General features: G+C 66.3%; 22 protein-coding genes and 1 pseudogene. 13 read left to right on the forward strand and 10 right to left on the reverse strand.

What is annotated here, in order from left to right; translation table 11 throughout:
* From CIK77_RS17275 to CIK77_RS17290, 4 genes and pseudogenes are all read right to left on the reverse strand, one after another.
* Positions 1-967: pseudogene (locus CIK77_RS17275) on the reverse strand (hypothetical protein); the annotation flags it as partial.
* Positions 968-1,006: 39 nt separating this feature from the next.
* On the reverse strand, positions 1,007-1,762 hold the full coding sequence (locus tag CIK77_RS17280) for an SDR family NAD(P)-dependent oxidoreductase (protein WP_087053675.1): 756 nt from the start codon (positions 1,760-1,762) through the stop codon (positions 1,007-1,009).
* 9 nt (positions 1,763-1,771) lie between these two features.
* Positions 1,772-2,626 carry a phosphogluconate dehydrogenase C-terminal domain-containing protein gene (locus CIK77_RS17285; RefSeq protein WP_087053676.1) on the reverse strand — a complete coding sequence of 285 codons (855 nt, stop codon included), beginning with the start codon at positions 2,624-2,626 and terminating at the stop codon, positions 1,772-1,774.
* A complete protein-coding gene (locus tag CIK77_RS17290; protein ID WP_087053677.1) occupies positions 2,623-3,417 on the reverse strand; it encodes a sugar phosphate isomerase/epimerase family protein in 795 nt (264 codons plus the stop codon). The genes CIK77_RS17285 and CIK77_RS17290 overlap by 4 nt, the downstream gene beginning before the upstream one ends.
* A 532-nt stretch (positions 3,418-3,949) precedes the next feature.
* Here CIK77_RS17290 and CIK77_RS17295 point away from each other — a divergent pair.
* Positions 3,950-4,618, forward strand: coding sequence for a FadR/GntR family transcriptional regulator (locus CIK77_RS17295; protein ID WP_332841624.1), 669 nt, complete (start codon positions 3,950-3,952; stop codon positions 4,616-4,618).
* Positions 4,619-4,682: 64 nt separating this feature from the next.
* Here CIK77_RS17295 and CIK77_RS17300 read toward each other — a convergent pair whose 3' ends face one another.
* Positions 4,683-5,450: a triose-phosphate isomerase family protein gene (locus tag CIK77_RS17300; RefSeq protein ID WP_087053679.1), complete on the reverse strand. Its 768-nt coding sequence runs from the start codon at positions 5,448-5,450 to the stop codon at positions 4,683-4,685.
* Positions 5,450-5,920, reverse strand: coding sequence for a ribose-5-phosphate isomerase (locus tag CIK77_RS17305; RefSeq protein ID WP_087053680.1), 471 nt, complete (start codon positions 5,918-5,920; stop codon positions 5,450-5,452). The genes CIK77_RS17300 and CIK77_RS17305 overlap by 1 nt, the downstream gene beginning before the upstream one ends.
* A 222-nt stretch (positions 5,921-6,142) precedes the next feature.
* Here CIK77_RS17305 and CIK77_RS17310 point away from each other — a divergent pair, with 222 nt between their 5' ends.
* The 7 genes from CIK77_RS17310 to CIK77_RS17340 all read left to right on the forward strand — a co-directional run bounded on the left by CIK77_RS17310 (position 6,143) and on the right by CIK77_RS17340 (position 14,308).
* Complete coding sequence (locus CIK77_RS17310; RefSeq protein ID WP_087053681.1) at positions 6,143-7,174, forward strand: zinc-dependent alcohol dehydrogenase family protein; 1,032 nt, start codon at positions 6,143-6,145, stop codon at positions 7,172-7,174.
* Positions 7,171-7,830, forward strand: coding sequence for a DUF2291 family protein (locus CIK77_RS17315; protein ID WP_212647421.1), 660 nt, complete (start codon positions 7,171-7,173; stop codon positions 7,828-7,830). The genes CIK77_RS17310 and CIK77_RS17315 overlap by 4 nt, the downstream gene beginning before the upstream one ends.
* Positions 7,794-9,353: a sugar ABC transporter ATP-binding protein gene (locus tag CIK77_RS17320; RefSeq protein ID WP_249268457.1), complete on the forward strand. Its 1,560-nt coding sequence runs from the start codon at positions 7,794-7,796 to the stop codon at positions 9,351-9,353. Before CIK77_RS17315 ends, CIK77_RS17320 begins: the two co-directional genes overlap by 37 nt.
* A 22-nt stretch (positions 9,354-9,375) precedes the next feature.
* Entirely contained in the window at positions 9,376-10,512 is a 1,137-nt protein-coding gene (locus CIK77_RS17325; RefSeq protein WP_087053682.1) for an ABC transporter permease, read from the forward strand.
* A gap of 55 nt (positions 10,513-10,567) precedes the next feature.
* Entirely contained in the window at positions 10,568-11,566 is a 999-nt protein-coding gene (locus tag CIK77_RS17330; RefSeq protein ID WP_212647422.1) for a D-ribose ABC transporter substrate-binding protein, read from the forward strand.
* Positions 11,567-11,638: 72 nt separating this feature from the next.
* Positions 11,639-13,372 (forward strand): dihydroxyacetone kinase family protein, encoded by a 1,734-nt coding sequence (locus CIK77_RS17335; protein ID WP_087053683.1) that lies wholly within the window; start codon positions 11,639-11,641, stop codon positions 13,370-13,372.
* Positions 13,373-13,474: 102 nt separating this feature from the next.
* Entirely contained in the window at positions 13,475-14,308 is an 834-nt protein-coding gene (locus tag CIK77_RS17340) for a DeoR/GlpR family DNA-binding transcription regulator (protein WP_087053684.1), read from the forward strand.
* A gap of 231 nt (positions 14,309-14,539) precedes the next feature.
* On the opposite strand, the gene CIK77_RS17345 is transcribed toward CIK77_RS17340, so the two are convergent.
* The 4 genes from CIK77_RS17345 to CIK77_RS17360 all read right to left on the reverse strand — a co-directional run bounded on the left by CIK77_RS17345 (position 14,540) and on the right by CIK77_RS17360 (position 17,200).
* Positions 14,540-14,692 (reverse strand): hypothetical protein, encoded by a 153-nt coding sequence (locus tag CIK77_RS17345; RefSeq protein ID WP_170934020.1) that lies wholly within the window; start codon positions 14,690-14,692, stop codon positions 14,540-14,542.
* Between the two features lie 323 nt (positions 14,693-15,015).
* Positions 15,016-15,855 (reverse strand): F510_1955 family glycosylhydrolase, encoded by an 840-nt coding sequence (locus CIK77_RS17350; protein ID WP_087053685.1) that lies wholly within the window; start codon positions 15,853-15,855, stop codon positions 15,016-15,018.
* A 153-nt stretch (positions 15,856-16,008) separates the two neighbouring features.
* On the reverse strand, positions 16,009-16,467 hold the full coding sequence (locus CIK77_RS17355; RefSeq protein ID WP_332841625.1) for a DUF305 domain-containing protein: 459 nt from the start codon (positions 16,465-16,467) through the stop codon (positions 16,009-16,011).
* Positions 16,468-16,711: 244 nt separating this feature from the next.
* On the reverse strand, positions 16,712-17,200 hold the full coding sequence (locus CIK77_RS17360; RefSeq protein ID WP_140403479.1) for a DUF6153 family protein: 489 nt from the start codon (positions 17,198-17,200) through the stop codon (positions 16,712-16,714).
* Between the two features lie 100 nt (positions 17,201-17,300).
* Between CIK77_RS17360 and CIK77_RS17365 the strand changes: the two genes are divergently transcribed.
* The 5 genes from CIK77_RS17365 to cmtR all read left to right on the forward strand — a co-directional run.
* Complete coding sequence (locus CIK77_RS17365) at positions 17,301-18,563, forward strand: IS256 family transposase (RefSeq protein WP_087053862.1); 1,263 nt, start codon at positions 17,301-17,303, stop codon at positions 18,561-18,563.
* Between the two features lie 237 nt (positions 18,564-18,800).
* On the forward strand, positions 18,801-19,061 hold the full coding sequence (locus CIK77_RS17370) for a YHS domain-containing protein (protein ID WP_031290215.1): 261 nt from the start codon (positions 18,801-18,803) through the stop codon (positions 19,059-19,061).
* Positions 19,062-19,133: 72 nt separating this feature from the next.
* Positions 19,134-21,356, forward strand: coding sequence for a heavy metal translocating P-type ATPase (locus CIK77_RS17375; RefSeq protein ID WP_087055977.1), 2,223 nt, complete (start codon positions 19,134-19,136; stop codon positions 21,354-21,356).
* A 2-nt stretch (positions 21,357-21,358) separates the two neighbouring features.
* On the forward strand, positions 21,359-21,700 hold the full coding sequence (locus CIK77_RS17380; protein ID WP_428833630.1) for a metal-sensitive transcriptional regulator: 342 nt from the start codon (positions 21,359-21,361) through the stop codon (positions 21,698-21,700).
* A 430-nt stretch (positions 21,701-22,130) separates the two neighbouring features.
* Positions 22,131-22,485 (forward strand): Cd(II)/Pb(II)-sensing metalloregulatory transcriptional regulator CmtR (gene cmtR / locus CIK77_RS17390; RefSeq protein WP_087055980.1); only part of this gene is annotated, 355 nt, incomplete at its 3' end.

Raw genomic sequence — 22,485 nt, forward strand, 5'->3', positions numbered from 1 at the left:
ATCCGGATGCGCGTGCCGCGATCACGAGGCGCACATCGAGCGGCAGACCGCTGCCGGCCGCGCGAGCGAGGGCTGCGGGCCACCCGGCCCAGCCGAGGTCGATCTCGACCAGCAGGTCCGCGCCGACCGGGACCGGCACGGGGCCGGCGTCCGGAGCTGTCGACGCGCCGACGGAGACAGCGGGCATCGTGCCGGCATCGACGAACGCGAGAGCTTCAGCGCCTGCTGCTGTGGCGACCGCACCAGCGGGCGCGGCATGCGCGTCCCCGGATGTCGCCGCCGCCGTCCCGGCCACCGCATCCGGCACGGCGACATCCGGAACAGCCTCGGCGGTCACGCTGACCGACTGACGTACGGTCTCGCCCGCGGCGAGGAGGTACGGGAACGGCAGCGCGAGCGGCCGGCTGTAGGTCTTGAAGGAGGCGTCCGTCCAGTTGCGCTGATCCTCCATCTCGAACACATCGCCGTCGAACGTGCACGTCACGCGCAGACCCTCCTGTTCCCAGACGAGGCTCCGGATGTCGAAGGCAGGCTGGAGCGGTGCGATGTCGACGGGGAAAGCCGTAGTGTCCTCGGTGCCGTCGGCGTGCTCGATGCGCAGCGCGGACCCGGCCAGCTGCGGCGGATGCAGCACGACCAAGCCGGTGCGATTCGTCGGGAACTCCACAGCGCTCGTCGCCTCGAACACGACCGTCAGCGTCTCGCCATCGGCCGTCGCCGTGAGGCTCGCGTCGAGGTCCGCGCCGAGCTGCCTCGTGCGCAGTGACATCCGGATGCCGCCCGGCACGTCGGCGACACCGGAGATCGTCCACTGGGGCGTCGCCCAGTTGCGATCCCTGGCTACCGCGCGCACGCTGCGCAGCACGTCGACGCCGTGGAACCGAATCGTCGAGATGTCGTCATCGCGGAGCTCGAAGCTCCAGTCGCCGGCCGTGACCGGCGTGGCGGTCTCGCGGATCCATGTCATCGTGTCACCTCCTGAAGCACGTTCGGCACGAGTCGCCGATCACAGCGTGGTCATGCCGCCGTCGACTGTGAACATCGCACCCGTGGCGAACGCGCTGTCGTCGCTGGCGAGGAAGGTCATCACGCCGGTGATGTCGTCGGGTGTGGCGGGCCTGCCCATGGGGATGCGGCTCGTGATCGCGGCACGCGCATCCGGATCCTCGCGGATCGCTGCGACGAGCGACGTCTCGGTGTACGGCGGCACGACGGTGTTGACGCGTATGCCCTCGGTGGCATATGCCGCGGCGACCGTGCGGGCGAGCCCGTGGATGCCGGCTTTCGTCGCGCTGTATGCGGTGAAGTCCTTGCCCTCACCGTTGACGCCCGTCGGGCTGCCGGTGAGGATCACGGAACCGCCGCCGGAGGTGAGCATCGAGCGGACCGCGTGCTTCACAGTGAGGAACGTGCCGGTCAGGTTGATGTCCACCGTGCGGCGCCACACCTCGAGATCGAGGTCTGCGGCCTTCGCGTCCTGCCCGAACAGCTGCACGCCAGCGTTGGCGACGACGACGTTCGGCGCCCAGCCCTCGTCGTCGAGCTCACGGAACACGGCCGCGACCTGATCCTCCTGCGAGATGTCGACGGTTGCGGCACGGGCGCTGTCACCGATGTCCGCCGCGGCGCGCTGCGCGGCAGGCGCGTCGCGGTCGGCGAACACGACGCGTGCGCCCTCGGCGGCGAACCGCTCGGCCACGGCGAGGCCGATGCCGCTGCCCGCGCCGGTGACGAGCGCGGTCTTTCCTTCGAGACGGGTCATACCGGTTCCTCAGCGCGTGATCGTGTCGAGATGGAGCATCCTGGCGAGGTTCTTATCGAGCTCGTCGTCCTGGAAGATCTTCTTCCAATCCTCCTTGATGATGCTCTCGCGACCGTACTTCATTGCGATCAGGCACGCGTCGCTGAACGGGTTGTCGCCGCGCAGGCCGTTGGCGAGCGCCACCTGGGTGTGGCCGTGCAGGATGCTGCGCGCTGCCGCTTCGGGAACGCCCATCGTGTGCACGGTCTCGTGCAGGGCCTCGTTGAGCAGCTCGCCGATCATGCACGCGACGGTTTCGACGAGCGTGGGCTCGAGCTGCGCGAGCTGTTTGATCGTGACGAAATGCACGTCGATGACCGGCGCGTAGATCGCGCGCACGGTCTCTTCGACGAGCGTCTTCGCGGCAGGGTCGTCGCTCTCTACGGCGGCGATCGCGTCCTGCGGGGCGGCGATGCCGCCGAAGGTGTCTGCCCACTGCTCCGGCGTCTCCCGCTGCAGGAAGATCGACGGGTGGCACGGATGCGCCACCGCCTGGACGACATCGTCGCGCTCGGTGAGCAGGCCGGCGTAGGCGGCAGCTGGGTCGAGCGTCAGGCAGACGGCGCCCGACTTCATCTGCGGCACGAGTTCCGCGGTGACCGCGCCGAGGGCGAGGTCGGGAACGGCGAGCACGACGATGTCGGCGTCGGCGACGGCAGCAGGGCCGTCGGTCAGCTCGCGCCCCGCGTCGACTGTGCGCTCCCGCCCCGCGGGCGAGTTCTCGACGTAGCGCACGTCGTGGTCGGTCCTCGCGAGGTTGTTCGACACCCGCATGCCCATCTTGCCGCCGGCGCCGATGACCGCGATCGCGTAATTGCCGCTCATTGTGTGCTCCTCAGGTAGTCCAGGGTCGTGCGGGTCCATTCCCGCTCGACCGCGATGGTGGTCTGTGCGTCCGACTGCCACGGCAGCCAGTGCTCGACGATTTCGTTGATGCCCCGCTCGCGCGGCCGCACCGTCTCGAGCAGGTGCTCGTAGTCGTGCAGTCCCTCGCCCATCCGGGCGCCGCTGTAGGTGAAGCCGACCCAGCCGTCCTGCCGCGCGAAGGCGAAGTCCTTCACATGCACGTTCTTCACGTGGGGCGCGGCGGCGGTGACGCACTCGGTCGGCCGCTCGAGGCGGGCGACGACGTTGGCCGGGTCGAGGCAGATGCCGAGCGCGTCGCTGCCGACCGTCTCGACGAAGCGGACCAGGTCAGCCGTGGCGACCTGCTCGTACGTCTCGAGTGCGAGAGTGACACCTGCCGACTCGAAGCTCCGGATGGAGCTGCGCAGCCACGAGGACGCCTCGCCGAGCGTCGGATCCGAGCCGGGGGAGGAGACCATGCTGCGCACCAGCGTCGCGTCGAAGACCTCCGCGAGACGCAGGTACATCGACAGATGCTCAGGGGAGATGCCCTTGGTGCCCAGCTCGATCGTGAGGCCGTTGTCGCGAGCCGCGGATGCCGCATCGCGCAGCTCTGCCCCGCTCATCCGCTCGAGCGGTGCGTAGTCGCAGATCTGGAAGAGCTCGACGCTCTGCGCGCTGGTGTCTTCGAACTCGTCGACCAGCGTCATCGGACTTTCGACGCGATCGGAGTGCCGCCAGAAGTAGGCGTAGGAGCCGAGGCCGATCATCGCGCAGTCTCGGAGAGCATGTCGGCGCAGGCACAGGCAAGCGTGACCGCGTGGTGCGGGTCGGCCCGGCGTACGGGCGAGCGGTCGGCTGTGCGGGGCTGGGTCATGGTCTGCATTCGCTCCGATGGGTGTCAGGCCGGGAAGACAGGCATCCGAGTAGGCCCGGTCGGGGGAGGAAGGGGCGAGTCGCTGTGCGTGATCCCCCTCATCGCATCCCCATTATGGCTAACCGGTTGACCAATTGCAATGCATGAACACCGCTCGACCTGTTTCCCGTTTCCCGGGAGCGCTTCCGTGCGGCAACGGATTCGGAGCGCACACGGGGTGGGCTACGCTCGGTGCACATCGGGACACCGTCGCGCCTGCCGTACCGATGTCACGATGATCGTTGCCGTGCCGCGCCGATCGATGCCCTCGAGCGGCGCGATCAGTCACGTCGACATCAACAGATTGGAACACGATGGCTGTCGACTCAACATCACCCTCGGAACGCATCGTGGATGCCCTCGGCACACTGTCCACCGGGACACCCGTGAGCGAAGTCGCCCGACGCCTGCTCGACCTGTTCACGAGCGGATCGCTCGAGCCCGGCACGCGGCTTCCCTCGGAGCGACAGTTGGCTTCGTCGCTTGCGGTGGGACGCTCAGCCGTCAGAGAGGCACTCGCCGCGCTCGAGATCATCGGCATCGTCGATGTTCGGCCGGGTTCGGGCACGTTCCTGCGCGGGCAGGCCAGTGAGCTCTTGCCGCAGACGCTGCGCTGGGGGCTGCTGATCGGAGAGAAGAACACGTCGGAACTGATCGAGCTGCGCGCCGGGCTCGAGATCTACGTCGCTCGGTTGGCCGCGACCCGCGCGAGCGACGCGGCCCGTGCGTCGCTGCGCGCACACGTGCAGGAGATGCGCGGCGCCGGCACCGACCTTGCGGCATTCGCGCGAGCGGACCTGAGCTTCCATCTCGATCTCGCGGAATCGGTGGAGAACGCCACACTGCACGACCTGCTGCACGTCGTGCGCTCCCTGCTGCAGGTCTACGCGGATCGCGCCGTGCACTCCCGTGAGGAAGCTGAGGTCGCGGTGCGCGAACACGAGGCCGTCACCGATGCGCTCGACGCGCGGGATCCGGCTGCGGCGGCGTCTGCGATGGCCGCACATATGGTCACAGCAGGGGAGAGACTCGCGCGCCTCGTCGAAGACGGCTGACGGACAGCTCGTCGGCGCTGTGCCGCGGGCCGTGCATGCGTTGGAAGGCCCCTGCTCCGCGATATCAGGGCGTTCGTGTCCGCGACAGTCTCCCTGCTTCGTCGAGCACGTCGACGAGAGCATCGGGGTCGTGAGCGAATCGACCGAGGAACACTCCGTCGACGGCGCCGCCGAGCTCGGTCAGGAGGCCGGGTCCTGCCGCACCGCCGTAGATCACGGATGAGCCGACCCGGTCGAGGTCGGAGTCGAGGGCAGCACGGAGCGCGGCCGCGACGATTGCAACGTGATCCGTTCCTGCAGGCTTCGGGGCACCGATCGCCCAGACGGGCTCGTAGGCGACGATGACTGCGCCTGCGGCCGTGTCTCGGAGCGCACTGCGCAACTGCGATACGGCAGTCTGTGCCGCCGCATCCGGATCCATTCGCTGTTCCTCTCCGACGCAGAGCAGAGGCGTGAGTCCGCAGCGAAGAGCGGCGGCCGCCTTCGCCGCGACGATCTCGTCGTTCTCGCCGTGCATCCTGCGCCGCTCCGCGTGGCCGATCTCGGCGATCGACGCTCCGACTTCTGCCAGCTCCGCAGCGGACACCTCGCCGGTGAAGGCTCCGGCCTCGTGTGCTGACACGTCCTGTGCGCCGACGCGCACACCGGTGCCTCGGAACGCCTCGATCGCTCGCGGGATCTGCAGGTAGGTCGGCGTGACGAACACATCCACGGCGCCGGACGACACTGCTTCGTGACGGCGCAGGCGCACGGCGACGTCGGTGAACCAGGCGGCGGCGCGCTCGTGCCCGAAGTACATCTTCAGGCTCACCCCGACCGTGAGCCGTCTCATCAGCAGGACCCGGTGGTCTCGTACCCGTCGATGGCCGCGACCTTCGCTGCGGATGCGCTGGTCGGGTCGAAGGTGTAGCCGAGCCATTCCTTTGCCAGACGGCGGGCGAGTTCGATGCCGATGACGCGCTGCCCCATGCAGAGGACGTGGGCATCGTTGGAGAGGACGGAACGCTCCACGGAGTAGGAGTCGTGGGCGGTGACGGCCCGGATGCCCTGAACTTTGTTGGCGGAGATGGCCACGCCGAGGCCGGTGCCGCAGATCAGAATCGCGCGGTCCGCTTCACCACGGGCGATGCGCTCCGCTGCCTCGATCGCGATCTTCGGGTACGGCGTGTGGCCGTCGGAAGCGACGCCGACGTCGATCACATCCGCGACGACTGCGTTGTTCTCGAGATCGCGCTTCAGGATCTCCTTGTAGTCGAATCCGGCGTCGTCGCTGCCGACGACGATCCGCAGTGCATCCGTCATATGTGCTTCTCCCTCATCGTTCGACATGCCCTGTTGACAGAGCATCTCACGGACTCTACGTTGAATCTAACGTGAAGTATGTTCTAAGCTACATGATATTCACACAGGGCAACGGAAGCCCAACATGTTCGGGGCGGTGAACGGCTCGAACTGATGGGCCGAGGAAGACCCGTACGAAGCGAGGCGAAGGATGCCCCGCACAAGATGCGAACAGGAGCAACGATGCGCGCAGTCGCTTTCACATCAGCAGGCGAGCTGGCTCTCGAGGAGCGGCAGATCCCGACTCCCGGGCACAAGGAGATCCTGATCGAGACAGCGGCGGTCGGCATCTGCGGCACCGACGCCCACGTGCTCGACGGGGAGTTCGAGGGGACCGTCTTCCCGCTCGTGCCGGGCCATGAGGCCACGGGGACGATCGTGGCGCTCGGCGACGGCGTCAATGACGGCGTCTTCGACTTCCGCGTCGGCGATCACGTCGCGGTGAACCCCAGCACCACGTGCGGCGAGTGCGAGTTCTGCCTCAACGGACATCAGAACCTCTGCCCCAGGTGGAACGGGCTCGGCGTCGTCGCCTCCGATGGCGCGTCGCAGCAGTTCTTCACGGCGCCGGCGAGCAACGTGTACAGGCTCAGGCCAGACACCGATCTGTACGAGGCGGCGCTCATCGAGCCGCTCGCCTGCGCGATCCGGGGCTGGGACGTGCTGCCCCGGCGCCTCGGAGACCACGTCCTGGTGTTCGGAGCAGGCACGATGGGGCTGCTGATGGCCCAGCTCGCTCACCGCGCCGGCGCAGCCACGGTCACGATCATCGATCTCAACGAGGAGCGTCTGAAGACGGCGGCCGAGTGCGGCATCGAGCAGCGCTTCACCAGCGCAGACGACGCTGACCGTGAGAAGTGGGACGTCGTCATCGACTGCACCGGCAACATCCGGGCCATCGAGGACGCCCTGACACGTGTGAAGCCCGCGGGATTCTTCCAGGACTTCGGCGTGGCACCGGCCGACCAGACGGCGCGGTTCTCGCCGTTCCGCGTCTACCGCGATGAGATCTCGATCGTCGGCACCATGGCGGTTCTGAACTCGTTCGGGCGCGCCGTCGAGCTGTTCGAAGGAGGCGCCGTCAATGCGAAGGCGATGATCAGTCACTCGTTCACGCTGGACGACTACACCACGGCGTTGGACATGTTCCGACGGGGCGAGGGGCGCAAGCTCCAGATCCGCCCCAACGACTCGGAATCGCGGGTGCTCCTGTGAGCGCGCCAGCAGCGGCCCGCCCCGCACGGCGAGGCCTCGGAGCAGGCGCAAAGCGCGGCATCCTCGCCGGCGTGATCGTGGTGCTGCTCGTCTTCGTCGTTCTCGGCACGCGAGTCGTCTCGAACGATGCGGCCGATGCGGGAGCGGATGAGGGATTCAACGCGGAGGCCTTCGGGGCCGAGCGGTTCCCCGGCATTCAAGAGGCGATCGCCGAGAAGGCGGTCGACGCGGACGAGCTCGCACAGGCGATCGCCGCGGACGCCGAAGCCGCTGTGGAGGAGTACGCCGTACCGTCCTCCGGCGGCCCCGTGTTCAGCGTGACGTTCACGGGCACCGTCGGAGAAGGCCAGTCCGGCATCTACGACGTCGCCGTCGACGGTCTTCCCGACGACCTGCTCGTTCGGGTGCAGACGGGGCCGGCGATCAACGGCACCGAGCTGCGAGACGCCACCGGCGACATCGTATTCGGCGAGTTCACCAACCAGATCGAGTTCCAGAACGCTGCGGCGGCGCTGAACGACGAGATGAAGGTGCAGGTGCTCGACAGCGTCGACGCCGCGTCGCTCGAGGGAAGCACCGTGACCGTGACCGGAGCGTTCACGCTCATCAACGAAGCGGCATGGCTCGTGACGCCGGCGCATCTCGAGGCCGGCTGATGGCCGGGGCAGCTGATGACGTCGTCCTCGAGGCGCGCGACATCGTCAAGACCTATGGCGGCACGCGCGCGCTGAAGGGCGTGAACTTCGAGATCCGCAGGGGAACGGTCACGACCCTCTTCGGTGAGAACGGCGCGGGGAAGTCCACCCTGATGAAGATCCTCTCGGGGGTCGAACAGCCCACGTCCGGCGAGATCGTGCTCGACGGCGAGGCGGTGGCGTTCGACTCCACAACCGAGGCCACCGCGCGCGGCATCTCGATCATCCACCAAGAGCTGAGCCTCGCTCCCAACCTCACGGTGCGCGACAACATCTTCATGGGGCGAGAGATCACCAAGGCCTTCGGCGGGGTCGACTACGCCGAGGAGAACCGTCAGACGCGCGAGCTGCTGCGCGACATGCAGCTCGACATCGATCCGGGAACCTTCGTCTCGGATCTGCGCGTCGGCCAGCAGCAGATCATCGAGATCGCCCGCGCGCTGTCGGTGAACTCGCGCATCCTGATCATGGACGAGCCGACATCCGCTCTGGCTGCTGCCGAGGTGGAGGTGCTGTTCGGCATCATCCGGGAGCTGCTGTCGCGCGGCGTCGCGATCGTGTACATCTCGCACCATCTCGAGGAGGCGCTCGAGATCACCGATCACGCCGTCGTCCTGCGTGACGGCAACATGACCGCGCGTGCCGAACGCGCGGACATCGACCTGGCGTGGATCGTGCACCACATGGTCGGCGAGCACTTCGACCTCGGAACTCCTCCCACCGGGTACGAGTTCGGCGACCCGGTGCTGGAGGTCTCGGGGCTGACCATCCTCGACCCCGAGAACTCGGAGCGAGTGATCGTGAACGACCTCGACCTGGAGGTTCGCGCCGGAGAGATCGTGTGCATCTACGGACTCATGGGTGCGGGGCGCACGGAGCTGCTCGAGGCAGTCGCGGGGCGCGACCCCGTCGCCACGGGCGACATCCGCCTCGACGGGCGGTCGATCCTCGGAGAATCGATCGCCGACCGGATCGCCGACGGCATCGGACTCGTGCCGGAGGACCGCCAGCGGGACGGTCTGGTGCAGAGCTTCGACGTCGGGCGCAACCTGACGCTGGCGAGCCTCGACGCCAGCATGTCGAGGGGATCGATCTCTCGGACGAAGGAAGCGCAGCGCTCGAAGGAGCTCATCGACGCGGTGACGGTGAAGACGCCGGGTCCCGATGTTCCGATCGGCTCGCTCTCCGGCGGCAACCAGCAGAAGGTCGTGATCGGCAAGATCGTTGCGACCGATCCCAAGGTGATGCTGCTCGACGAGCCGAGCCGGGGAATCGACGTCGGAGCGAAGGGCGAGGTGTTCCGGCTGCTCGCAGAACGGGCCAAGCGCGGGCTCGCGGTCGTGTACACGACGAGCGAGGTCGGCGAGTGCCTGAGCATCGCGCACCGCATCATCGTGCTCAGGCGCGGACAGATCTCCGCCGAGTTCGCACCCGACGTGACCAAGGACATGATCATGGCCGCCTCCGGCGAGGCCGTGGCCTGAATCGATCGAGACGGACAGGACAATGACGACCACAACGACCGCCATTCTCGAGAACCGGAAGCGGTTCTCCATCACCAAGCTCCTGCTGGAGGGGCGGGCCTTCCTCGCCCTCATCCTCATCATCGCGGTGTTCTCGATCCTCTCGCCGAACTACCTGACGTGGAACAACATCCTGATCATGACCTCGCACGTCGCGATCTACGCGCTGCTGGGCCTGGGCATGCTTCTGGTCATCCTGAACGGCGGGATCGATCTCTCGGTCGGCTCGACGCTGGCGTTCTCCGCAGTGATCGCGGGCTTCCTGCTGAAGGGCGTGCCGCTGGAGATGTTCGGCGTCACGCTGTATCCGAGCGTTCCCGTGACCGTGCTGATCGCCTGCGGCGTCGGAGCGCTGGTCGGGTTGGTGAACGGCATCCTGGTGGCGAAGTTCAAGATCGCGCCGTTCGTCGCCACGCTCGGCATGCTCTACGCGGTGCGCGGCCTTGCGCTGCTGATGACCGGCGGCCTCACCATCAACAACCTGTCAGGCAGTGAGGACCTGGGCAACACGGGCTTCGACTGGCTCGGCTTCAACCGCATCCTCGGCATTCCGATCGGCGTGCTGATCATGATCGTCGTGGCGATCGTGCTCGGCGCAGTTCTCGGCCGGGCGAAGTTCGGCCGCTGGCTCTACGCGGCGGGCGGCAACGAGCGAGCAGCAGAACTGTCGGGCGTGCCGACGAAGAACGTGAAGATCTCGGTGTACGTGATCTCCGGCCTGTGCGCCGCGATCGCCGGCCTGGTTCTGGCCTCCACACTCACCAGTGCCGACCCCAACGCCGGCGAGACCTACGAGCTGACGGCAATCGCGGCCGTCGTGATCGGGGGAGCGGCGCTCACGGGCGGACGAGGCAATGTGCGAGGCACGCTGCTGGGCGCCTTCGTGATCGGCTTCCTCGCCGACGGGCTCGTGATCATCGGAGTCTCCGCGTACTGGCAGATGGTGTTCATGGGCGCGGTCATCGTCGTCGCCGTGCTTCTCAACACCTTGCAGTACGGTCGTCGCCGGCCTGCGGCGAAGCCGAAGAAGAAGACCACGTCGACGGACGGGACGACGCCCGTTGCATCGGCAGAACCGTCTGGTGCGGGGACGTCCGAATCATCGACGAAGGAACCCTGAACCGCACAACCGGTACCGACGAACGCTGCCGGCACCCTGAGAAAGGACACATCACATGTTCAGAATGAAGACGCTGGGCGCACTCGCCGCCGCTGGCGCACTGGTCGTGGGCCTCACCGCCTGCTCATCCGGATCCGATTCCCCCGAGGGTGAGGGCGATGGAGGCTCCGGTGGAGGCGACGAGGGCGGTCTGATCACCATCATCGTCAACGATCCGGCCAACCCCTACTGGAAGACCGAGGGCGACCTCGCTCAGGCGAAGGCGGAGGAACTCGGCTACGAGGCCGTCGTCGGCTCCCACGAGGGCGACACCAACACCGAGAACACGCTGATCGACACGGCCATCGCGAACCAGTCGGCCGCGATCATCCTCGATCCGGCCAACGCCGACGGCTCCATCGGCGCCGTGAAGAAGGCGGATGAGGCAGGCATCCCCGTGTTCCTCGTGAACGCTGAGATCAACGAGTCGGGCCTGGCGAAGGCGCAGCTGGTGTCGAACAACGCCCAGGGCGCCGCCCTCGGCGCACAGGAGTACGTGAACCAGATGGAGGAGGCGGGAACGTACGTCGAGCTGTTCGGTGCGCCGAGTGACAACAACGCGCAGACCCGTTCCAACGGCTTCAGCACCGTCATCTCGCAGTACCCCGAGCTCGAGAAGGTCGGCGAAGAGGTGGCGAACTGGGACCGCACCGAGGGCCACGACAAGGCACAGGCGCTGATGCAGTCGAACCCCGACCTCGAAGGCGTACTCGCAGGCAACGACGAGATGGCGCTCGGCGCGATCGCGGCGCTGAAGGAAGCCGGCGAGCTCGACGGCGTCATCGTCGGAGGGTTCGACGGGGCACCGGATGCCGTTGAGGCTGTGAGGGCGGGCGAGATGGCCTACACGGTGCTGCAGCCCGTCGCGGAGTTCTCGCAGACCGCCGTCGAACTCGCTGACGAGTTCATCAGGACCGGCGAAGCGCCCGAGACGGAGAAGCAGGCGATCGACTGCATCCTGATCACCGAGGAGAACGTCGACAACATGGTCTCGCCCTTCGTCTACGAGGAGTGACACCGACCGCAGCAGCGGCAACGCGGGGGCGGGAACCAGGTTTCCGCCCCCGCATCCACTGAGAGAGGGATTATGAGCTACGTCGTCAACGAGGCGGAGAACTTCGCCGACGAATCCGCGGCGGGCTTCGTCGCCGCGCATCGCGACCTGGTCAGGCGCGTGCCGGGAGGCGTCGCGCGCGCCACGTCCACGCCGCAGGGGCAGGTCGCCGTCGTGATCGGCGGCGGCTCGGGGCATTACCCGGCCTTCGCCGGCCTGGTCGGTCCGGGGCTCGCGCACGGCGCAGCCATGGGGAACGTGTTCGCCTCGCCGAGCGCTCAACAGGTGCGCTCCGTCGCGGCCGCCGTTGAGGCAGGCGGCGGCGTCCTGCTCAGCTACGGCAACTACGCCGGCGACGTGCTCAACTTCGACGCGGCCCAGCAGCAGCTGCGCGACGCGGGCGTTCCGTGCCGCACCGTGCGGGTCACCGACGACGTGGTCAGCGCATCGGTGTCGGAGCGCGAGAAGCGCCGCGGCATCGCCGGCGACCTCGCGGTGTTCCGCGCGGCCGGCTGGGCGGCCGAACGCGGGATGGAGCTCGACGAGGTGGTGGAGTTCGCCGACCGTGCGAACGAACGCACGCGGTCGTTCGGGGTCGCGTTCTCCGGCTGCACGCTGCCGGGAGCCGATAGTCCTCTGTTCACCGTGCCCGAGGGGAAGATGGCCGTCGGTATGGGCATCCACGGCGAGCCGGGCATCGAGGTGCGGGATCTTCCGACGGCCGACGAACTGGCGGACCTGCTCGTGGCCAAGCTCCTCGACGAGCGGCCGGACGACGTGCCATCGGCATCCGGCGCACGGGTCGCCATCATCCTGAACGGCCTCGGCTCGGTGAAGCACGAGGAGCTGTTCGTCGTCTTCGGCGCCGTCGCCCGTCTCCTGGAAGAGCGCGGCATCACGATCGTGCAGCCAGAGGTCGGGGAGTACGCGACGAGCTTCGAGATGGCCGGCATGTCGCTGACGCTGCTCTGGCTGGACGACGAGCTGGAGCAGGCGTGGGCGTCGCCAGCGCTCACTCCCGCCTACCGCAAGGGAACCCTCGACCTCGGCGACGCCGTGCTCGCCGACGCCGCATCGGACGAGGCGGTCGCCGCGATCGCCGTCGGGTCTGCCGAATCGATCGCGGCCGCGGCGTGTGTGCGCGGCGTGCTCGGTGCCATGCGGGATCTCATCGATCGGGAAGCGGATGCGCTGGGACGTCTCGATGCGATCGCCGGCGACGGAGACCACGGCATCGGCATGAAGCGCGGCGTGCATGCCGCGTGCGACGAGGCGGAGCGCGCGGACGGCGCCGGGGCCGGAGCCGGCACGGTGCTCACTCTCGCGGGCGACGCGTGGGCGGACCGCGCAGGAGGCACGTCAGGGGCGCTGTGGGGTGCCGGACTGCGGTCGGCTGGTGAGGTGCTCGGCGACACGAACGCACCGGATGCCGCAACCGTCGCGGCCGCGGTGACTGCCGCATGTGAGACGGTCCAGCGCCAGGGGAAGGCAGAGCTGGGCGACAAGACGATGGTGGACGCGCTGGTGCCGTTCGCTCAGAAACTCGCGAGTCGGGTCGGAGCAGGGGCCGCGCTGCAGTCGGCATGGCGTGAGGCCGCGGAAGCGGCCCAGGCGGCGGCGCGCGCGACGGCTGAGCTGCTGCCTCGGATGGGGCGCGCGAGGCCGCACGCGGAGGCGAGTGTGGGCACTCCCGACCCCGGTGCCGTGTCGTTCGCCCAGGCGATGGTCGCCGCGACCGACGTCATCGGCGGCGCGGCTCTGGACTGACGCTCATCGGCACGCCGTGCGCGGACAGGTCAGCCGTTCGGTGGTGCCGCGAGCCGGCGGGCAGAATATAGGCAGCACGTGTGTCGCGAGGGAGAGAGCAGCATGGCGGATCAGATCGAGCACGACGAGGCGGGTGCAGAGGCGGAGTCCAGGCAGAGCCGCCAGGAGGCACGGCAGAACGCCATCACGGACGCCGTCATGGCCGCAGGAACGATCCGCATCGCAGACCTCGCCGAACGGTTCGAGATCAGCACCATGACGGTGCATCGCGACCTCGATGAGTTGGAATCGCGGGGGCTGCTGCGCAAGCACCGCGGCGAGGCATCCGCGCTGTCGACGGTGCTCGTCGAGTCGAGCGACGTGTACCGCGCGAGCCGGGAGCGCTCCGAGAAGGAGAGCCTGGCGCTGGCCGCTCTCGAGCTCATCGAACCCGGATCGGCGATCATGCTCGACGACTCGACGACGGCGCTGCAGCTCGTGCCGCATCTTCAGGCGAAGCGGCCGCTCACGGTGATCACGAACACTCTGACGGTGATGAACGAGCTGCGGTCGATGACCGGAGTCACCCTGCTCGGGCTCGGCGGGCAGTACTACAACTGGTGCAGCTCATACATGGGGCGCATCACGACGGCGGCGATCTCCGAGCTGCGCGCCGACATGCTCGTGATGTCGACATCAGCGATCACCGACGGCGTCGCCTTCCACCAGACGATGGAGACGGTCGACGTGAAACGGGCGATGTTCGATTCCGCGAGCCGGCGCATCCTGCTGGCCGATCACACGAAGTTCGACAAGCGCGCGCTGCACGCCATGCAGCCACTGGCGGACTTCGATGAGGTCATCGTGGACGCCGCCACCGCGCCGCACCACGTCGACGCGCTCCGCAGCGCAGGTGTGAACGTCTCGATCGTCCCGCGCACCCGCACTCACCACTAGCGCCAAGCTGCCGAGATGCGCACATATCGTCGAGATGCGCACCTTTCGACGTGATCTCGTCGAAAAGGTGCGCATCTCGCGAGCGTGCGGCAGCGGCATCCGGACCCTCGTGGATACTGGTAGTGACGATTGTTCAAGAGTGCACAATTCGGGAACTATCCGACCCCAGTCCAGATGACGACGACGACGATAACCGGGCGCAGAGGATCGCAGTGGCCAGTGCCTGCTCGATCATCTGCTGCGCATCTGCTCGGCGGGTGGGGTTCGCCAGGTGAGTGCTGCTCCAATGATCGTGACGACGACAGCGACGTCGTAGCTTGCCAGGGTGTAGGTCCACACCGCGGTCTCGCCAGCAAACTGTGTATCGCTGAGGATGTGGCTCATGATGAGCGCCGGTCCGAGCACCAACAGCACTCGTCCCAGGCGCACGAGCCGGCGGTGCGTCCGTTCGTTATGTGGAACCGTCGATGTCGTTACAGACGGGGACAGCGAGATGTCAGCAAGAGGCCGGAGGTGCCGCAATGAATCCGTGGGTCTCCCGTCTGGGTGTAGGTGGGGGGTCATTGGAACATCGCCCCGATAGCGAGGTAGCTCGCGATCGCCACGACTATGAGGGCGATGGTCGCGGCGGTGATGAAGATCACCGGGGTGCTAAGAGGATTCTTTCGCTGTTTCATGATGCCTCGATCCGAAGAGTAAAGCGTTGCCTACCGTGCGGGGCTGAGGACGGTGGTGTCATCTGCGATGATGTCGACGATGCCTCGATCGTCGACGAGAACGATTCGTTCATCGCCGATCGCGGCGAAGGCCTGAACAGCACCGTCGACGGCCTCGAGGCGTTGCCAGGTCTGGTCGGCGTCTTGTTCCCACAGAGCGCCGTCCGTGCCGACGCCGACGAGGACGCCGTCCGGGCGGGCGTCGAGCATGTATAACAGTGGCGCGCCCTCGACGGGGACGAATGTCATACCGTGGTCGTCGCTGCGCAGGAGTCCTTCTTCGGCTGCGGCGTAGATGCCGTTGTCCGTGGCGACGAGATCTGCCGCTCCGATCGATGCTCCTGCTGTCCATTCGTGGCCGCCGTCGGTGCTGATGAGGAGCTCGATGTCGCTGGACGCGATTCCGTAGAGGGTGCCGTCGGGGCCGGCGGTGAGGACGTGGAAATCGGTGCTGCCGTTGAGCGCGACGGGTGACCAGGTCTGGCCGTAGTCGTCACTTTGGATGATGCCGAGGTTGGGGGCGCCGAGTTCTGCGGCGGTTTTGGGGCCGGGGTGCCCGGAAGCGAACAAGGTGTCTTCGGCGATGGTGAATCCCATCGCGTCGAAGTCGTGGCCGCCAATGGGGCCGGAGACCTCCCCGTCCGGGGTGACGGCGTAGATGCCGTTGTGGGTGGCGACGAGCAGGTCAGTGCCGCGGGGGTCTTCGGCGATGCCGTGGACATGTTCGATACGGGGTGTGGCAGCGTCGGGTTCGGTGGTTGGGGTGTTGGCGCATCCGGTAATAACGAGAGCGAGTGCGGTGAGCGTGGTCAGGGGCAGGAGGCGGTTCATTGGTGCTCCGAGAGAAGTAAGTAGAGGGCCCTACGAGACGGCAGATCACGGGTCGTAGGGTGCGCGGCAGAGGGGGTTCGCGTCGAGACCTGCTGTGTGAGGTTACGACGGGGCCGGGCGGGTCGTGTCGAGTGTCGGCCCGCCCGGGGTGCGTCAGAGCTCGTTGAGGAGGTCCTGCATGATGGAGATCTCGGCGGTCTGGTCGTCGATCACCTGCTGGGCAAGGTCAAGGACGTCCTGGTTTTGACCGTCTTCGAGAGCAGTGCGTGCCATATCCACGGCGCCGTCGTGGTGCACGATCATCTGCTCGAGGAAGATGCGGCTCGCTTGCGTCGCGTCTGCCTCTTCCAGCGTTGCCATGTCTTCTTCGGACATCATCCCGTCGCCGGAGTCGTCCATTGAACCGTGGTCCATGCCACCCATGTCGTCGGGTTCGTACTCGACGCCCCAGTCGTCCAGCCACCCGAGCATCCGCTCCATTTCCGGGCCTTGGGCATCCTTGATCTGCTGAGCGAGCTCCGCGACGGCCGGGTCGAGTCCATCCTTCGCCAAAACGATGTCGGCCATCTCGATGGCCTGCTGGTGATGCGGGATCATCATCGTCACGAACATCTCATCGGCGTCGTTTGCCGTGACGGTCGATGAGGTGTCCGACGGTGCAGTGTTCTCGCCTGTCGGCGCGGATGCGTCAGAGCAGCCGGTGAGAACGAGAGCGAGGCTGAACACGCCAGCACCGAGGGCAAGGGGAAGCTTCTTCATGAGTAAATCCTTCGAATGAGTAGATATGAGGGGTCGTGGACACAGCGCCGCGCAGAGGGCGACGCCGGGGTGTCGGCAAGATGCCGACGATGACCGATCAGGTTCGACTAATCGAAAGGAATATGAGTGAGGGTGTGCGCGGCAGGATGCTCACAGCCCGCAACCGCAAAGACGACGCCAGCGCCCGCAGGGGCGGGCCGAGATGCTCCAGAAGCATCGGGCGAACCAGCAGAAGAAGAGCTGCAATCAATGCGAGGACGCACGCGGTGACCATGTCCGAATGGCTTTGCCCGGTTCCCATCAGACAGGTGTCATCACACGCGATAGCGCCGCTGATGTCAGAGGTGGCCGCCATCGGGGTGGAGTGCTCGGGGGCTGTTGACGCTGTCGCGGAATGGTGGGCGTCGTGGCCTGCCACGTCGGCGCTGAAGGTGTGCATGCCAAGCAGCCCCACGATGATCATGAGTGCGGCACCGGCGATCAGTAACAGGGCACGCAACGATAGCTGCTGACGCGCGATGCGTAGCGTGATCTGCATATGCTCGGCCCTCCGTTCCTTCTCCCCCGCTAACACCACCAACTTCACGAACACCCTGGGGAGAGAGGGTGTTTCATTGACTGTGTAAGGGTCCGGTCTCAAACCGAGGTGTGACCTGCGGGTTTCACCTCTGAAAAGGACCGAACGAATGACCGAAATAGCTGATGCCCAGAACCCCCTTGCCGGGGTGTTGAGCGCCGACCAGATCGACGCGCTGGTGACCGCCGCAGAGGACCTCGGCCAGGGCCGCCACGGGGTCGAGGAACTGCTCTCACAGATGACCAAGGCGGTGCTGGAACGGGCCATGGAGACCGAGCTCAGCGACCACCTCGGATACGAGGCAGGTGACCCCGCTGGCCACGGGACCGGCAACTCCCGCAACGGCAAGAACACCAAGTCCGTGCAGACCCTCCAGGGCCCCGTGCAGCTCACCGTCCCGCGGGACCGCAACGGCTCCTTCGAGCCGGTGATCGTCCCGAAACGGGCCCGCCGGCTGGGCAAGGTCGAGGACATGATCCTCTCGCTCTACGCCCGCGGGATGACCACGAGGGACATCGGCTCACACCTGGAGGAGATCTACGGGTCCAAGGTCTCCGCCGCCACGATCTCCAGGGTCACCGACGTGGTCGCCGACGAGGTCGCCCAATGGCAGTCCCGGCCCCTGGAATCGGTATATCCGATCGTCTACATCGACGCGATCTGGCTCAAAATCAGGGACGGTGGGGTCGTGGCCAACCGGGCCTGCCACGTGGCCGTAGGCGTGGACCTGGAAGGCCGCAAGCAGGTGTTGGGCCTGTGGCTGGGCGCCACGGAGGGGGCGAAGTTCTGGGCCAATGTCCTGACCGAGATCCGCAACCGCGGGGTGCGGGACATTCTGATCCTGTGTTGCGACGGGCTCACCGGGCTGCCGGCCGCGGTCAACAGCGTCTACCCCGAAACCGTGGTCCAGACCTGCGTGGTGCACCTGTTGCGATCAGCGATGAAATACGCCTCCTACTCCGACCGCAAGACCATGGCCAAGGACATGAAACCGATCTACACGGCGGCCACCGTGCAGGCCGCCGAGATGGCGATGGAGGCCTTCGCCGAGGTCTGGCAGGCGAAGGCGCCGGGGGCGGTGTTGGCGTGGCGGAACGCGTGGGAGGACTTCACTCCGTTCCTGGCGTTCACCCCGGAGATCCGCAAGGTCATCTACACCACGAACCAGATCGAATCGATCAACTACCAGCTGCGGAAGATCACCAAGACCAGAGGCTCCTTCCCCTCGAACGAGGCGGCGATCAAGCTGGTCTACCTGGGTATCCGGAACATCGAGACCACCCGTGGTGGTGAGCTCGGCACCGGCACCCAAGGATGGCATCAGGCGTTGAATGCGTTCGCCGTGCAATTCCCCAACCGACTCCCGCTCTGACCACCTGGCAGAGGGGCTAACCGACCGGACCCTTACACAGAAAACTTGACACCCCCTGGGGAGATGCCCACCGCCGACGGTTGAGTGATGGGTCTGACACAATGAGCGGATCTCACTCACCAAACCGTCACGCGATGATGGTGAAGCCTGTTCCGCTCACTCTACAGGAATACCCCCGGGGGGGTATATGGTTGTGCGTGTCAGAGTCGAGCCGCAAGCCTGAAAGAGGAAAACAATATGTCCGATTCCCCCGCTGGATCCTGCTGCAGTCACAACAGCCACGTGGCGGTCGCGGCCGATGGGCGCAAGGATCTGCTCGCCCCATCCGCGGACGAGCTCGCTGAATGCCCGGTGATGGTCGGCAGCACCGTCGTCAAAGCAGACGCAGAAGCCGCGGGCCTGTTCCGTGACTACGAGGGCGCCCGCTACTACTTCTGCTGCGCAGCATGCGGCCCCCGCTTCGACGCGGACCCCGCCAAGTACGTTGCCGCCGCCTGAACACGCACCACCCCGCGGTAGTCGCTACCAAACACCCCTGTTTAGCGTCACTATTTCGAGGAGGATCGATCCATGAGTAACTCGCACCACGACGGCGTTGAACACACCGACGGACATCACGAGTCCCACACACCCGCGGAGCACGAGTCCCATCATGAGATGGCGCATCATGCCCATACGGATGTGGCCGATGCCGCGACATCGGGCTCCTCGCACCATACACATCCCGACACGATGTCTCACGGTGCGCACGGCACCGATGGAGGGCACGACACTCACGGGGCCCACGAGGGGCACGGTGGTCATGCGGGGCACGGCGACCATGTCGGGCAGTTCCGCCGGTTGTTCTGGATCATGCTCGTCCTGGCGGTCCCGACCGTTGCGCTGTCGGGCATGTTCTCGATGATCCTCGGCTATTCTCTCCCGGACATCTCCGGGATCATGTGGGTGTCTCCGGTGCTGGGAACGGTGATGTATGTCTGGGGCGGGAAACCGTTCCTCGTCGGCGCCGTCAGCGAGATCCGCTCCCGAAAGCCCGGGATGATGCTCCTCATCGGCCTCGCAATCACGGTCGCATTCCTCGCATCGTGGGGTGCGACCCTAGGGATGTTGCATCACGAGCTCGACTTCTGGTGGGAGCTGGCGCTCCTCATCGTCATCATGCTGCTCGGTCACTGGATCGAGATGCGCTCCCTCGCCCAGACCACCTCCGCCCTCGACTCTCTGGCCGCTCTCCTCCCGGATGAGGCGGAACGGGTCGAGAATGGCGAGGTCGTTGTCGTCTCACCCGCCGACCTTGTCGTCGGCGATGTTGTCGTCGTTCGGCCCGGAGGCAGCGTCCCCGCGGATGGGCGCATTGTCGATGGACGCGCGTCGATGGACGAGTCCATGGTCACCGGTGAATCTCGCACGGTCACCCGCGGCAGCGGTGATCCGGTCACAGCGGGCACTGTCGCCACCGATTCGGGATTGCGTGTTGAGATCACTGCGATCGGTGATGACACCACCCTCGCCGGCATCCAACGCCTGGTGACCGAAGCGCAGAGCTCCTCGTCCCGCGCCCAGCGACTCGCCGACACCGCCGCCGGATGGCTGTTCTGGTTCGCACTCGGATCTGCGGCCATCACCGCGCTCGTATGGACCCTGGTGGGATTCCCGGATGCCGCCGTCATCCGCACGATCACCGTCTTGGTGATCGCTTGCCCCCACGCGCTCGGTCTGGCCATCCCGCTAGTCGTGTCGATCGCGACCGAGCGGGCCGCGCGCGGTGGCGTCCTCGTCAAGGACCGGCTGGCGTTGGAGAGCATGCGCACTGTCGACACTGTGTTGTTCGACAAGACCGGAACTCTCACGAAAGGCGAGCCTGTCGTCTCCGAAGTATCGATCACCGACGGGGGCGACGCGGATCAGGTGCTTGCGCTGGCGGCCGCCGCGGAAGTCGACAGTGAGCATCCCCTGGCGAAGGCGATTGTCCGTGCCGCTGCCGAGAAGAAGCTCACGGTGCCCGGAAGTCGCGACTTCACCTCATCTCCCGCGGTTGGCGTCACTGCAACCGTCGACGGGTCGACCATCCGCGTCGGTGGACCGCACCTTCTCACGGAGGAAGGCGCAGACGAACTCCCCATTGCCGACGCCTGGCGCACGGACGGCGCCATCATCCTCCACGTCATTCAAGACGGGCGTGTGATTGGTGCGTTGAAGCTCGCCGATGAGGTGCGTTCGGAGTCGCGCGAAGCGGTCGATGCGCTCCACGTCCTCGGCGTGCAAGTGGTCATGATCACCGGAGACGCAGAGGCCGTCGCACATGCCGTCGCTCAAGATCTCGGCATCGACCGGGTCTTCGCCGGGGTCCGTCCAGAAGACAAGGCCGCGAAGGTCCAGGAGCTTCAGCGAGAAGGTCGGAAAGTCGCGATGGTCGGCGACGGTGTTAATGACGCTCCCGCACTCACCCAAGCCGACGTCGGGCTCGCAATCGGCGCGGGCACGGATGTCGCGATCGCCTCGGCCGGCGTCATCCTCGCCAGCGACGACCCCCGCTCCGTGCTCTCGGTAATCGAACTGTCCCGCGCCGCGTACCGAAAGATGAAACAGAACCTCTGGTGGGCTGCGGGCTATAACCTCATCTCCGTCCCCCTCGCAGCCGGTGCCCTCGCCCCTATCGGGTTCGTGCTGCCGATGTCGGTCGGCGCCGTCCTCATGTCGCTGTCCACGATCGTCGTCGCGCTCAACGCGCAGCTGTTGCGGCGCCTGGACCTTCGTCCTGAGACCACGACTCGCGCCATCCTCGACCGATGACCATGACGAATCAGGAGAAGACGATGACCGACGTCATTAAACCTGCAGCTTCGTGTGACCACGGCGAGCACGGCTACATCACCGACAAAGCCCGCTACCTCGCCCGACTCAAACGCATCGAAGGCCAAGCACGTGGCGTGCACCGCATGGTCGAAGACGAGCAATACTGCATCGATATCCTCACCCAGATCTCCGCACTCACCAGCGCCCTGCAAGGCGTCGCCATCGGACTCCTCGAAGACCACCTCCGCCACTGCGTCGCAGACGCCGTCCGCGCAGGCGGGGACACTGCCGAAGAGAAAATACGAGAGGCATCTCAAGCCATCGGCCGCCTCGTCCGGTGAGGTGAGAGCCGCGGAATCACGTGGAGGTTGTGATCGACGCTCTGACTGCCTGTTTCACGAAAGGTCACAACGTCTGCGGCGTTCATACATGCGCGCGTCCGCAGTGCCAAACGCCGCCTCGTTGAGCTGCGACCTATTCACAGCCGCCCCGAGTCGGGAAACATCGTGATTGGCGCAGGCTGACTGTCATGCATCTTCCTCTCCGCGCACAAGGCACGACGCTTACCGAAGAGCAGGCGAAAATGCTCGATGACGAGTTCTTCCGCTCGAACCCGCCGGGATGCCAGACGCTGACGCATCGAGGCGCAACTGTGGGTCACGATCTCGCTGCCGAGCCGCATCGTTGAATCGCGTGTTCAGCAGATATCGGGTGCTGTGTCGCTTGGCGGTGGAGCACTGATTGATCAGTCAGTGCTGTATAGTTCAGCGTGTGCTGACTATTGCTTCACGCCTCGACGTCATGAACCGGCTAAGCCGTGCCATGGCGGATCCGACGCGTTCCCGGATCCTGATGACGTTGCTCGATGGTCCGAGCTACCCGGCCGTGCTCTCGCGCGAGTTGGAGCTGACGCGCTCGAACGTGTCTAACCATCTCACCTGCCTGCGCGACTGCGGGGTCGTGGTCGCTGAGCCTGAGGGTCGCCAGACTCGCTACGAGATCGCAGATCCGCACCTTGCTGCTGCGCTCGTTTCCCTCGTGGACGTGACGCTGGCTGTCGATGAGCACGCACCCGTCTTGCCTCATGTCAATAGGTCCGGGAGCGATTGGTGCTTGCCTCAGGTAA

It is taken from the genome of Microbacterium sp. JB110, from assembly GCF_003335195.1.
Lineage (GTDB): Bacteria > Actinomycetota > Actinomycetes > Actinomycetales > Microbacteriaceae > Microbacterium.

Excerpts from the sequence above, each read along its gene's own strand:
- CIK77_RS17375 (WP_087055977.1), top strand. The coding sequence starts at position 19,134 with ATGAGTAACTCGCACCACGACGGCGTTGAACACACCGACGGACATCAC.
- CIK77_RS17280 (WP_087053675.1), bottom strand. The coding sequence starts at position 1,762 with ATGACCCGTCTCGAAGGAAAGACCGCGCTCGTCACCGGCGCGGGCAGC.
- CIK77_RS17365 (WP_087053862.1), top strand. The coding sequence starts at position 17,301 with ATGACCGAAATAGCTGATGCCCAGAACCCCCTTGCCGGGGTGTTGAGC.
- CIK77_RS17300 (WP_087053679.1), bottom strand. The coding sequence starts at position 5,450 with ATGAGACGGCTCACGGTCGGGGTGAGCCTGAAGATGTACTTCGGGCAC.
- CIK77_RS17380 (WP_428833630.1), top strand. The coding sequence starts at position 21,359 with ATGACGAATCAGGAGAAGACGATGACCGACGTCATTAAACCTGCAGCT.
- CIK77_RS17330 (WP_212647422.1), top strand. The coding sequence starts at position 10,568 with ATGTTCAGAATGAAGACGCTGGGCGCACTCGCCGCCGCTGGCGCACTG.
- CIK77_RS17335 (WP_087053683.1), top strand. The coding sequence starts at position 11,639 with ATGAGCTACGTCGTCAACGAGGCGGAGAACTTCGCCGACGAATCCGCG.
- CIK77_RS17305 (WP_087053680.1), bottom strand. The coding sequence starts at position 5,920 with ATGACGGATGCACTGCGGATCGTCGTCGGCAGCGACGACGCCGGATTC.
- CIK77_RS17285 (WP_087053676.1), bottom strand. The coding sequence starts at position 2,626 with ATGAGCGGCAATTACGCGATCGCGGTCATCGGCGCCGGCGGCAAGATG.
- CIK77_RS17370 (WP_031290215.1), top strand. The coding sequence starts at position 18,801 with ATGTCCGATTCCCCCGCTGGATCCTGCTGCAGTCACAACAGCCACGTG.
- CIK77_RS17310 (WP_087053681.1), top strand. The coding sequence starts at position 6,143 with ATGCGCGCAGTCGCTTTCACATCAGCAGGCGAGCTGGCTCTCGAGGAG.
- CIK77_RS17340 (WP_087053684.1), top strand. The coding sequence starts at position 13,475 with ATGGCGGATCAGATCGAGCACGACGAGGCGGGTGCAGAGGCGGAGTCC.
- CIK77_RS17290 (WP_087053677.1), bottom strand. The coding sequence starts at position 3,417 with ATGATCGGCCTCGGCTCCTACGCCTACTTCTGGCGGCACTCCGATCGC.
- CIK77_RS17355 (WP_332841625.1), bottom strand. The coding sequence starts at position 16,467 with ATGTTCGTGACGATGATGATCCCGCATCACCAGCAGGCCATCGAGATG.
- CIK77_RS17325 (WP_087053682.1), top strand. The coding sequence starts at position 9,376 with ATGACGACCACAACGACCGCCATTCTCGAGAACCGGAAGCGGTTCTCC.
- CIK77_RS17345 (WP_170934020.1), bottom strand. The coding sequence starts at position 14,692 with ATGAGCCACATCCTCAGCGATACACAGTTTGCTGGCGAGACCGCGGTG.
- CIK77_RS17320 (WP_249268457.1), top strand. The coding sequence starts at position 7,794 with ATGGCTCGTGACGCCGGCGCATCTCGAGGCCGGCTGATGGCCGGGGCA.
- CIK77_RS17350 (WP_087053685.1), bottom strand. The coding sequence starts at position 15,855 with ATGAACCGCCTCCTGCCCCTGACCACGCTCACCGCACTCGCTCTCGTT.